Here is an 11,745-nt window from a genome sequence, read left to right as displayed (position 1 = left end):
GCATGGTGCTACGATTTCTCCGCTGACCCTCGATAGCCTTTGAGAGAACAGCCTCGGACGGACTATGCGCCGGAAGGCGTTTTGACCGCTTCAGTGAGGTAAGCATGAGAATGCTTTCGCTATTCCGCCGACTCGGCCTGCGCACCCAACTCTCTGTTGTGTTCGCTGCGCTCGTTGTTGTTCTGACCCTGGTGCTTTCTGCAGGGCTGGGGGGAATGCTTCGGTCCAGCGCGCAAAGAGATGCGAGTCAGGTACTGTTTACAGTCGCTGACAACGCGAGTCGCCAGCTCTCCCAAGGTCTCTTTGAGCGAAGCCGCGTCGTACAGGTGCTTTCAAAAGCGCGAGGCATTTGGGAGAAGGGCCTCGGCTCGCAGGAGGTGCGTGAACTTCTTGCCCGTAACCAAGCGATTGACCCTTACAGCTTATGGATCGGGGTCGCTGATTCGGAAGGGAATGTGAAGTCCGCGACTCAAGGTTTGCTCGAAGGCAATAGCGTTCGCGAGCGTCCATGGTTCACCGCTGGTCTCGTTGACCTGCATGTTGGCGACGTACACCCCGCAAAACTGCTGGAAAAACTGTTGCCCCCCAACGTTTCAGGAGAGCCACATCGCTTCGTCGATTTTGCTGCACCGATCAAATTGGGTGAGACGACCGTGGGAGTGTTGGGGATGCACGGCAGTTGGGAATGGACAAGGGACGAACTAGAGAGTCTTGCCCCCACTGCCACTCAGGATTCGTGGATCGAACTGTTCGTGTTTGATCGCGAAGGCACGCTGATCTATTCACCTGCGGCCTACCGTAGCGAGCTGGAGCGTGGAAAGCAGAGGCTGCCTGTGCCTCCGTCCTTCACAGATAGGTCGAAAAGGCCTGCTGAGGTGGCGTCGTGGGTGGATGGGAAAAGCTACCTGACTTCGGCGGTACGTTTGCAACCGCGAAACAAGGCGAGCGATCTCGGTTGGGTTGTCGTTGCCAGGCAACCGTTAGACGTTGCCTTCGCATATGCCAATCGAGCCGTCAACGCCACGCTTGTCTTTGGCGGGTTCGCAGCACTGGCGGCGGTTGTGCTGGCATGGTTTGCGGCCAGGCGTCTCAGTGAAGACATCAACACTCTTTGCGAAGCGGCGAGCGAGGTGGAGGCGGGAAAATATGGCGCAATGATTCCGCTTGTAGATCGGAATCGGGATGTCAAGCAACTGTCTTTCGCGTTGCGTGGCATGACTGATCGGCTACAGACTGCCAACCTAGAAATGGAAAAGCAGGTCCATGTTCGTACTGCAGAGTTAGAGGCGGCAAACCGAGCGTTAGATCTTCAGGCGCGCACTGATGCGTTGACTGGATTGCTGAACAGGCGCGGGTTTACTACACAGATTGAGTTTGCCGTGGCACTGGCGACCCGCAGTGGACGGCCGTTGAGTCTCGTATCGGTAGATGTGGACTACTTCAAGCGAGTGAACGACACCTTTGGCCACGATGCCGGCGATGAAGTTCTAAGGCGACTGGCTCAAATACTCGAACAACGCGTACGGGCCTGCGACATCATCGGCCGCCTCGGCGGCGAGGAGTTCGCCGTGATCTTGCCTGATACGGATTGCGATGGCGCGCGGACGCTCGCCCAGGCAATCGTTGACAGCGTCGCCTCTCAAGAGATGCCACTGGTTGGGCGAATAACAGTAAGTGCGGGAGTGGCGAGCTTTCGCGGCAAGCAAGAAACCTCCAGAACGCTTCTGTGTAGGAGCGACGCCGCGCTTTACGATGCCAAGGCCCAAGGCCGCAATCAGGTGTGCGTAGAGGCCGTTGAGTAGCGGCGTCTATTGCAATTGAGCAGCATTGATAGACTTTCGCACGTTGGCAGCGGTGCGAAGACAGCGCCGGGTAACCCGCGTTAAAAGCTCTCCCACTCATCTTTCTCGCTCCTGGAGTTCCCGCGTTCCCCCATGGCAGGCGCTGGCATTGGCTTCCCGGTGAGTGCCCTGGTTGCAGCCGGGTCTTCTTTTGGGCGCGAGAAAGTTCGCACCGGAGTGCGCGAAAGCGGTGCCGCCTTCGGCGCCGGCTTATGCGCTGCGGGTCTCTGATAGCCGCCAGAAGGACCGCTGCGATCGCCTTCCAGCCGGAATACCGCCACCGCGTTCACCAGCTCGCCCGCCTGGCTGTTCAGGCTGCTCGCCGCTGCCGCCATTTCTTCCACCAGCGCCGCGTTCTGCTGGGTGGCCTGGTCCATCTGCGTGACCGCTTCTCCCACCTGGCCCACGCCTGCGCTTTGCTCGCTGCTGGCCGCGCTGATCTCGCCCATGATGTCGGTCACGCGCCGGATGGAGGCCACCACTTCGGTCATGGTGGCCCCGGCCTTGTCCACCAGCAGGGTGCCTTGTTCCACGCGCTCCACGCTGGCGGTGATCAGGCTCTTGATTTCCTTGGCCGCTTCGGCGCTGCGCCCGGCCAGGCTGCGCACTTCGCCGGCCACCACGGCAAAGCCGCGGCCTTGCTCGCCCGCGCGCGCGGCTTCCACTGCTGCGTTCAAGGCCAGGATGTTGGTCTGGAAGGCGATGCCGTCGATGACCGAGATGATGTCGGCGATCTTGCTGCTGCTGGCGTTGATGCCTTTCATGGTCTCCACCACTTCGGCCACGACGTCGCCGCCCTGCACGGCCACGGTGGAGGCGCTCAGGGCCAGCTGGTTGGCCTGGCGCGCGTTGTCGGCGTTCTGGCGCACGGTGGAACCGAGCTCTTCCATGGAGGCGGCCGTCTCTTCCAGGGCCGAGGCCTGCTGTTCGGTGCGGGCGCTCAGGTCGTTGTTGCCCGAGGCAATCTGCGCGCTGGCCGAGGCCACGCTTTCGGCGTTGCCGCGCACGCCGGTGACCACGCGGGCCAGGTTCTGGCGCATGTCCTCAAGCGCCGAGAGCAGCTTCCCGGTTTCGTCGCGCGATTGCACGTTGATCTGCCCGCTCAGGTCGCCACTGGCCACGCGGTCGGCCGCCTCCACGGCCTGGGCCAGGGGGCGCGTGATGGAGCGGATGATGGTGATGGCCAGGAAGATGGCCAGTGCGATGGCCAGGGCCCCGGCGATCAGCACGTCGCGCTGTAGGGCTGCGGCGGCTTCTTCGGCCTCTTTGCCTGCCTCGTCAGTGAGTTGCGCCTGAAACTCTACCTGGTCGCGCAGCGTCTTCTGGTACTCAAGCTGGATTGGGCGTAGCCTTTCTTCAAGCAGCTTGGTTGCCTCCTCTTTCTGGCCCTTTTGCACCAGGGCCAGGAATTCGTCGCCGCGCGCCAGGAATTCTGTACGCGCCTTTAGCATGCTGTTAAGCAGTTCCTTGCCTTTGGGTGAGGAGATCAGCGTGTCCAGCAATCTGTATTGATCGGCCGTGGAGGTTCGTGCCGAGGCGATCTGCTCGTGGGCGAGACGCGAGATACTCTCCGAGTTGAACAACACCAAGTTGCGGAACTGTATGGCCTGGGTGTTCACGCTATTGGCCAGCACGCCCAGGGCTTTGGTGATTGGCACACGGGTGTCGATCACATCGTTGAGCTCAGAGCGCTGACTCGCCGATCGAACGAGGCTTGTGGCACCCAATGCAATGAGCAGCAGCACCATCGCGGCAAATGCCAATGTCAGACGCGTAGAAATTGTTAACCTCGTCATTGCTCCTCCGTCGGATTTTCCCTGCCTCAGATTACTTTGGCTGAGGTTAAAGCGAATGTCCAGCCCCCTATTTCTGGACACCTTGTTCCTTCAGCCTGACCACTTCTCCAGCATTCGAAGAGCAACGGCTCGCGGCATTGGCGCGCTGATATGCCGAACAGGGTTTGGCAGACTCGACCAAAACACCGCTGTTGCGAAAAGTGCTCAGGTGCATCGTTGCAAAGCACCCGTCCGAACAGAAGCAGGCGCGTAAGCGGCCAGCCATGCCATCTTGACGACGCCAGGAATGCTGTCAGCAGTCATTGCACTTGCCAATTTGTCCAGTCGGGCCCGTAGACCTCCGTGCGGGCATGGAGGCTGATAGCCTTGGCGCATCGCCTGTCTGGCTTTTCTGCTGGCCCGCCACTTCATGTCCGCCAACACCTACACCTTCACCTGTATCGGTTCCGACGCCGCTGCGCTGGCCCGGCTGCTTGCCCTGCTGCAGGTCGCCATGCAAGCGCCCGACGCTGCCTTGCCCGAGCCGCTGAACCGTTTCTTCGAATACTGGGACGAGCCATGTGTTACGAGCGCGTCCTTGCTGGGCACCACGCTGCGCTGCACGGTCGACACGTCGGCGCACGACCTACTGGAGAAGCCTCAGATCCTGGCCTGGCACGCCTCGGGCGCCGAGTATCTGCGGGTGCATGTGTTCAACAGCCAGGTCGGCGAATCGGTCACGACGTACTACCATTCCGGCAAGCGCATCACGGCCAAGGCCTTTCCTAAGCCAGTGCTGTCCGAAGGCGAGCGCCTGTACGAGCTGGTGCTGGAGGCCAAAGACGGCGCGCTCGCCAAGGAGGTCAAAGCCGGAGCTTCGTCCAATGCCACGGCCGATGGCGTGCCCATCATGGTGCTCGCCCTTCGCGCGGGCCTGGTGAAGTCGGTGCGCGCCCTGCACGATGCCGGGGTGGACTGGACCGCCTGTCTGCCCTGGGCGGCCGAGGTGGCCGACCTGATCGGTGCCTGCGGCGGCAACCAGCGCGAAGCGATGCTCTCGGGCCTGCTGCATGCGCCTGGCGTTGATCTGCCCGCGCTGTCGCGCCTGGAGCGCGTGGCGCGGTCGGTGAGCGTGCATCCCAAGTTGCTCCAATGGCTACTGGCGCAACCCGGTGTTGACGTGAATGCCCTGCTTGTCGACGACCACTCCGGGCAGGAAACCGGCAGCCTGCTGTTCCACAGCGTGGAGTTCTTCCAGGACCGGGCCGACGTTCTCAAGGTGCTGACCGCTTGTGGCGCGCGCTCGGTGCCACCCGCTCAGATGAGCAACGTGGAGCGGCTCACCTGCATGTGCAGGGGATACCGGGATGCGCAGACCCCGGCGCAATTGGCTGCGTCCGGGGTGGATCTGGAAACGCCGCTCTGGCGGGAATATCCTGCGCTGCGCATGGTTATGCGCAACTACATGGGAGCGCTGGGGGATTTGCGCCTGGCGCAGGACCTGCTTGATGCTGGCGCTGGGGTGGACTACTGGAAAGATCCCGAAGCCTTCCAGGAGGAAGTAGTGGAGCCGCTGCTGACCGTGTACTGGAATGAGCCCAGCAATGCCAGTGGCAAGCTCGTCTCGCGCCTGGATGCGGATGCCTGCCAAATCGTCATCGGCACGATGCGCCGTGTGCTGGAGCGTGGGGTGAGTGCGGCTATGGAGGTGTCGCTGCAGGTGGACGACCTGGAGACCCGGCACGAGGGAGAATCACCGCCCTCGGCCTGCTACGCGGGAAGCCTGCTCGGGGCAGTGGCAGGCCTGCTGTGCGTGCGCGGCAGCATCCTGCGGCCGTTGTGCCTGCCGCTGGTAACGCTACTGCTGGAGAACGGTGCCGACCCCCATGGGCCCTGCACACGTAACATCCACCTGTCGGACCGCAGACGGATCTGGGGGGGGGGCAACTGGCCGGAACTGCACAACCCCTGGCCGGAGGGGGCATCCGTGCTGGCCTACCTGCAGGAGCGGCAGGCCAAGGCGCCTGACCCGATCGATGCGGCGGTCATCGCTGCAATGCACATTTGGGCTGCGACTACGGAGCAGGGGACCTCTGGCACCCCAGCTCTCAGTGGGCCGAATCGGTAAACCCGGCCAAGTCTCGCTCCGGCAGTGTGGTATCCGTCAAACTGCAGCTCGATCAGGATCTCAGGTTCGTAACTCTGTCGACGTCGATGGACAGGCGCCTAAGGGCGAGCGTCAAGTTAGCCCACCTTGCGATAGGCGCGCTGCAAAGCTAGGCGGGCTGCCAACGATGCGGCAGTAGGTCCTCGATGCGGCTGTTGAGCTGCGTCGGCAGCCGCTGCAGAACATCGCGCAGGTAGGCCCAGGGCTCGTGGCCACACATGCGGGCCGATTGCACCAAGCTCATCACCACGGCCGCGCGTTGCCCGGCAAGTTCACTGCCCACGAACATCCAAGCCTTGCGCCCCATCGCCCATGGCTTGATCTGGCGCTCCAGGTGGTTGTTATCGATGGGTACCGCGCCGTCTTCGACGTGATGCGTGAGTCCACGCGCGCAGGCCGTTCATCAAGGCCGAGGACGCCATCCCAAAGGCTGCGCGTTCCCAGGACCAGCTCGCCAGCCGGTTCGTGCGGCTCATCGGCAAGATGTACCGCGCCGAAGCGCTAGCCAAGGACTGGGCCCCACAACGCCGGCTGCGGTTGCGCTCGCGCTACAGCCGCGAGGTCGTGCGCGAGACCGAGGGGCTGCTGCTCACGCATCTGCATCGCGTTGCACCGTCCAGCCTGCTGGGGGAGGCCATGCACTACCTGCACGGGCAGTGGCCCAAACTCGTGCGGTTCCTTGACAGCGGCACCTGGCCGCTGGACTCCAACCCGGTGGAGAACGCCATCCGCCCGTTCGTCGTTGGAAGACGCAGTTGGCTGTTTGCCGACACCGTGGGTGGCGCAAACGCCAGCGCCAACCTGTACTCGTTGATTGAAACCGCCAAAGCCAACGACATCGAGCCCTACCGCTATCTCGTTGCGCTCTTCAAGAAGTTGCCGCTGGCCCAGACAGTGGATGACTACGAAGCTCTGCTGCCCTGGAACATCGCACTGGGCGAGGCGTAGACCGCGACTCGCGGATGGGCTCCGGCGCCGCTCGCAAGGGCGTGGTTGATTGACGGCTTCCTCAGAAGTAACCCGACCTCGCCATCATTGGAGCTTTGGTAGCGATACTGCCTGCGCTCAGATTTGAGGGGGGTGCACCGTGACGTTGTTCATCGAGAATGCACAAACGTGCACACAGCTAGCGCAGGCATATTTTTCGTTTCCGACGGCAACAGGCTGCCAGGCGGGTGGCAACCTGCTGGTACTTGTACAAGTAGCTGTCAGGTTCACTGAGGCGTGTTTTTCAACGCGGGGTGTAACACTTGCGCGCCGAAATAGCTGCAGCAACGGCAGGCGCTAGGCTCGCCACATCGGGGTAGGCCGACGCGGATGCACTGTCGTCAATCACACAGAGATAGTTGGATTTGCGCACCATCACAAGCGGACGCGGCGCGGCGGCGGCAAAGAAGTTGCGCACGCCCCAGTAGGCCACCATCTCCCCATTCGCCGCGCTGCGCATTTCAAGGATCGTGGACCCGCCAATCATCGGGCCTTGCCTGTATTCGCCTGCACCACTGCACTGGGCATCGCGGTAGAAAATTCCAGCGGAGCCAACCGACACTGATGTAGCGTTGGATTTCGACAAACCCCACACATCTGTGATGCCGATTCCGTCGGACGTCACGTCGCACTGCTCCCTTTCCCAAAGCCCATCAGCCAAGGCGCCCTCTGGCACGCAGCGCACCGCCACAGTGTCCGCCACGTTGGTGGCCACCGTGCCTGATCCATTGCGCACCACGCAGCCGACGCCAGCGGGACGAGATTTCACCGTAACCGCATAGGCAGCACCTGCAGGAAGCTGGGTAGAAAAGGCAAAGCTGCCATCGGCTTTCAATGCCAAGTCCTCGCTGCCATTGGTAAGCACCACCGTCTGGCCTGCGGTAACACCGCTGATGGTGCCGCCCAGCGTATTGCGCTCGCCCGCCACCGTTGCGCAATCGATCAGCACCGACGCGCCACCCGCGATCAGCGTTCCAGTACCGCGCGCGACAGTACAGCGCTGGCCCGAAGGCTGGGTTTTGACAGTCACTGCATAGCTGCTGCCCAGTGGCCGACTCTTCGCCGTCTCCACGAAGCCGTTGGCGCTGATGATGAAATCGTCCGCGCCGTGGTTCTGCACCACCAAGCTCTGACCCGTGACCAGCCCATTCACCGACAGGCCCAGACGCTTATAGTCCAAGCCAGGCGGGGGGCCAGAATCCTCGCCACCCCCACCTCCGCAGCCGGCCAGTACCAGCGCCGCTGCAAGCCCCATAAAAACCAAGTGCCATTGAGCCACCGGAGCGCGGGAAAATGAACGACGCGCACCGCGTGGCTCGCGGCGATTGACTGCGACGAAAGAAAAAGGCATGGAAATTCCTCTCGAAATCGTGACACGTCGAACGCATGTCATCTGGTTGATGTGATTGAGTGTGTGATCGACCGCCAGGTATAGCATGTGACCCTTGTCACTCGCGTAGCCGACACGGCGCCGCTTTCGAGTATCAAAATGTAGGGTCGCTTCCGCTGCAAAGCGGTCATGGCCGGCCAGCGCAGGCGCATCTTCGCTGGGTCACCTTGTTGGAGGACCCTGGGCAGGGGCGGCAGGCTAGACTTTCGCTGTCGGTCAATAGCGCACGTCTACATGGGTGCAAGCTCGACAGCAAGGTTCTCGTGCGGAACCACATGCCACGTCGTCAGAGCAGTGGCGGTCTCGGAGTACGGTGTCGGCGCGTCCGATCGGACCCCTGCAGTTTGAATAGTCCTGCAGCTGTACGCCCAGACTGCAAGCCACTTACAGGAGGAACCAGTGCCCAGAATCTCCCATACGGTCCAGCACATCCTGCGGGTTTTGCGGTATGCGTGAAGTCAGGCCGCACAGGGCACATAGGGCACATGGGCTCTCGTTCGTGGTTGCCTGGCTGGGTGCCGTGCTCGTTGGCGTGCTGCTTTTTTATCGGCAGTGGTGGTACGAACTGTTGGGCCCTTTGCTCTCAGAACTCACGCACAGGCAGCAGTCCTCCTTGGTCGGCATCGCCCAACTTGTGGTCTGTGCGGCGCTCATCGCGGTGACTGCGCGCCGTCGAGTCCTTGGGTTTTCGCTGATCAGCTTTTTCTTTTCTGAGTGTCTGTTGGTGCTCTGTATGTGGCGCTACAACCAGCAGCATTCTTCGGATCACATCGCCTACTCGATGTACGCATTCGCTGATGCCGCTTTCACCATGGTCTTGTTCTCAGGCATGTCGTGGTGTTGGTGGCGGTGCTTGGGTGGTGGCAAGGTGACAGATGCAACCTGAGCTGAAGGCCCACCTTGGGTCTCTGACCATCGTTTTTCAACAAGAAGAGTGCATCAAGGTTGACGTCAAACCGGCGGATTTTGGCGGACGTTAGCGGGTCGTGAATCGACAGCGGTTTCGGTCGCTGGACGTGGGAGGACAGCCGGGGGAAGGTAAGCGGGTGGCCATGCCATCGTGACCGCAAGCGGCCGGTGGCGGCTAGACTTCGGGTATCAGCCAGAACCGGCCACTCGACTCATGGAACCTTCTCTGCTCTTCACCGTTGAACAGGTATTCCAAACCTCAAACATTGGGTGCGTACTTGCGCCGGGCGTGACGCCAGGGCCAGGTGTCCCTGAGGTCCGGGTGGGAGACCCAATCCGACTGTTGAAGCCCAATGGCAAGATTGTCGACACGAGGATTCACTCGATTCCGCTCTTCAGCTATGGGTCAAGACCACGCCCCAAGGTCCTCACAATCCCATTCGTGTTACCGCCGCAGATAGCGAAAGAGGATGTTCCCCTGGGAACCCGCGTTTTCCATCTGGCGTGACCCACCTTCGATGTCCGCTTTGGGCAAAAGCGAACGGCAGCTTCGGGCCCAAAGCCGTCCTTCTCGATCCGGGCATCACACTTTCTTCTTTTCCAAACGCGCCAGCGCCGCCTCATACGCTTGCAGCACATCCGGTCGATCTTCGGCGGCGGCATCGAACCGGCTGGCCAGCAAAGCGGCGTCGGCCTTGCTGCCCAGTTGGCCGATGGCCTTGAAGATCCTTTTCATGAAGACGGCGTCGCCACCGACGATCTGCCGCTCCAACCGCAGCAGGTCCATGATGGGCTCCACAAGCTGCGGCGCCTTGGTCTTGCCCACCACTTCAAGCAGGCATTTGTAGTTGCCCAGGTGCGCGTTCGAGAAGCGGTCGCGGTCGTTGAAGAAGGCGAGGAAGAGGTCGGTGTACGCCGGGCTGGCCACCTTGAGCAGCACGTTCATGATTGTGGCGTGGTCGCTCTTGAGCTTGCCGGCCAGGAACTCTTGCCGGTAGGGGTGCCATGCCAGCGCCGTGTGAAAGCACTCGGTCATCGGCGCGATGGTGTGCTCGCCAAAGCTGCTGAGCACCTCTACCAGCACCGCCCACTCCTCTGTGTAGTGCGGGCGCAGGCCGTTGGCCACTAGGGCGTGAAAGGCGCCCTCGGCCGGGTGGGCCAGCACGCCACGCAAGGCCTCCTCATCGTAGTGCCCGCCCACAAAGCTGGAGAAGCCCCGGGCCAGCAGATCCAGGTCGGTTATGGCGTAGACGGCAGGCCAGTCCTTCGCCCGCATCCGATCGGCCAAGCGCCATGCCTCAACGTGCTCGGGTTTGTGCACCTGGGGCGGTTGGGGCAGGTCCAACTTCAGGGCGAGTCGCTCCTCGAGTTGCGGCGCGCTGGCGTGAAAGTCCACAAACTTGCGACCCGCCAGCGGCGCAAGGCTGCTGATGGGGTTGTAAGCTATGTTCAGCTTCACGATCTGAGGGCAGGCCGCCAACGGTGACAGGTCGCTGATCTCGTTGAAGCTCAGGTTTAGGTCCGTCACCTGGGTGCACGCGGTCAGAGGGGACAGGTCGCCGAGCTGGTTGCCCGAAAGGTCCAGCTTGACCATGCCAGGGTAGCTGTGCGCATAGCCCTGCACAAATCCCAGGTCCGAGATTCCGCTCCTCGACAGCTGCAGGGACTGGAGCTGCGGCAAGTCCAGCCCCGTGGGAAACATCGCCTTTTTGTTGTTGCGCAGAGTCAGGTCGCGCAGCGTCTGAAAGCCATTGAGCGCCTCGAAGTCCGAGAACCGGCAGTTGTCGATGCTCAGCGTCTTCAAGCGAGGCAGCGCGCGCAGTGCGGCAAGGTTCGTGAACTTCACGCTTTCCAGCCGCAGGTAGGTCAGGCTGGTGATGTGGGCGATGCGCGCCAGGTCCAAGGGCTCGGCCAGCTTGCTGCTGCGCAGGCACAGCACTTCCACATCATCGCAGCCGGCAATGGGGGCCAGGTCTTCGCTGGTGAAGCGCTCCAGGTTCAGCTCCCTGGTGTGGTTGAGCACTTGGATGGGGGAAAACGAGCTGTTCGTCCATTTGGATTTTTGGGTTGCCATGGTGTTGGACTGAGAGGATTGTTTCAGGCAGGCGCCGTGGCTTGGGATGATCGCCCTGTGTGCGCTGCACGTGGATCATAGAGGGCACTTTCGCAGGCTTTCTGGACAGCTTGTCCAGTTGGCGCTTTCACCGCCGAGGCTGGTCTTCGCACCTTCGCGGCTGCGAAGGTGAGTGGAGCGTGGAGCTTGAGCAAAGCCCGCTTTTGGCCGATTGCCAGCCTATGGAACGGTTTGAGCACTTATAACGAAACCAGCATTCTGCAGGTGAGTCGACACTTCTATCCGGGCATGCTCCGCGACTTCATCAAGCTCAAACGACCTGCCTTCGAATAGCAATGCCGACAAAGCCGCAACACTCAGACTTTTCGCGGACGGCGAGACCCTGCGCAGCACATCTAAGGCAGAAGCTGAGACTTTGGATGCCGGCCAAGTAACGGTCAATCGATGCACGGGCGATGGCACCATTCCAATAACAGTCGGCGAATAGGTGCCGGCACTCTCCCAGCAGCACGCTCTACATTGATCCTCAAAAAAGGCCGCCATGCATCCGTCGCTCAATCGGCGACATACACACAGGGCACGTAATTGGCTTGGTCACGTTC

Annotated in this window: 6 protein-coding genes and 2 pseudogenes; 4 read left to right on the top strand and 4 right to left on the bottom strand. The window is 61.5% G+C overall.

Going from position 1 to position 11,745, the window contains the following annotated elements; all coding sequences use genetic code 11:
* Positions 1-104: 104 nt before the first annotated feature.
* On the top strand, positions 105-1,802 hold the full coding sequence (locus HNP48_RS07525) for a diguanylate cyclase (protein ID WP_260420131.1): 1,698 nt from the start codon (positions 105-107) through the stop codon (positions 1,800-1,802).
* An 80-nt stretch (positions 1,803-1,882) separates the two neighbouring features.
* On the opposite strand, the gene HNP48_RS07520 is transcribed toward HNP48_RS07525, so the two are convergent.
* Complete coding sequence (locus tag HNP48_RS07520) at positions 1,883-3,637, bottom strand: methyl-accepting chemotaxis protein (RefSeq protein WP_260420159.1); 1,755 nt, start codon at positions 3,635-3,637, stop codon at positions 1,883-1,885.
* 409 nt (positions 3,638-4,046) lie between these two features.
* Between HNP48_RS07520 and HNP48_RS07515 the strand changes: the two genes are divergently transcribed.
* Positions 4,047-5,744, top strand: coding sequence for a hypothetical protein (locus HNP48_RS07515; protein WP_184856258.1), 1,698 nt, complete (start codon positions 4,047-4,049; stop codon positions 5,742-5,744).
* A 148-nt stretch (positions 5,745-5,892) separates the two neighbouring features.
* Here HNP48_RS07515 and HNP48_RS07510 read toward each other — a convergent pair.
* Positions 5,893-6,165: pseudogene (locus HNP48_RS07510) on the bottom strand (transposase domain-containing protein); the annotation flags it as partial.
* Between the two features lie 2 nt (positions 6,166-6,167).
* On the opposite strand from HNP48_RS07510, the pseudogene HNP48_RS07505 reads away from it, so the two are divergent.
* Positions 6,168-6,731: pseudogene (locus tag HNP48_RS07505) on the top strand (transposase); the annotation flags it as partial.
* A 283-nt stretch (positions 6,732-7,014) separates the two neighbouring features.
* Here the strand turns inward: HNP48_RS07505 and HNP48_RS07500 are convergent.
* On the bottom strand, positions 7,015-8,121 hold the full coding sequence (locus tag HNP48_RS07500; RefSeq protein WP_260420130.1) for a hypothetical protein: 1,107 nt from the start codon (positions 8,119-8,121) through the stop codon (positions 7,015-7,017).
* A 538-nt stretch (positions 8,122-8,659) separates the two neighbouring features.
* On the opposite strand from HNP48_RS07500, the gene HNP48_RS07495 reads away from it, so the two are divergent.
* Positions 8,660-9,046: a hypothetical protein gene (locus HNP48_RS07495; protein ID WP_184856257.1), complete on the top strand. Its 387-nt coding sequence runs from the start codon at positions 8,660-8,662 to the stop codon at positions 9,044-9,046.
* A gap of 606 nt (positions 9,047-9,652) precedes the next feature.
* Here the strand turns inward: HNP48_RS07495 and HNP48_RS07490 are convergent.
* On the bottom strand, positions 9,653-11,014 hold the full coding sequence (locus HNP48_RS07490) for a leucine-rich repeat domain-containing protein (RefSeq protein ID WP_221480110.1): 1,362 nt from the start codon (positions 11,012-11,014) through the stop codon (positions 9,653-9,655).
* Positions 11,015-11,745: the final 731 nt, after the last annotated feature.

It is taken from the genome of Acidovorax soli, from assembly GCF_014207955.1.
Classification (GTDB): Bacteria; Pseudomonadota; Gammaproteobacteria; order Burkholderiales; family Burkholderiaceae_C; genus Acidovorax; species Acidovorax soli_A.
This window is presented reverse-complemented; position numbering and strand designations above follow the sequence as displayed.

What these genes read in the sequence shown, in the direction of transcription:
- HNP48_RS07515 (WP_184856258.1), top strand. Translation starts at nt 4,047, where the DNA reads ATGTCCGCCAACACCTACACCTTCACCTGTATCGGTTCCGACGCCGCT.
- HNP48_RS07500 (WP_260420130.1), bottom strand. Translation starts at nt 8,121, where the DNA reads ATGCCTTTTTCTTTCGTCGCAGTCAATCGCCGCGAGCCACGCGGTGCG.
- HNP48_RS07520 (WP_260420159.1), bottom strand. Translation starts at nt 3,637, where the DNA reads ATGACGAGGTTAACAATTTCTACGCGTCTGACATTGGCATTTGCCGCG.
- HNP48_RS07525 (WP_260420131.1), top strand. Translation starts at nt 105, where the DNA reads ATGAGAATGCTTTCGCTATTCCGCCGACTCGGCCTGCGCACCCAACTC.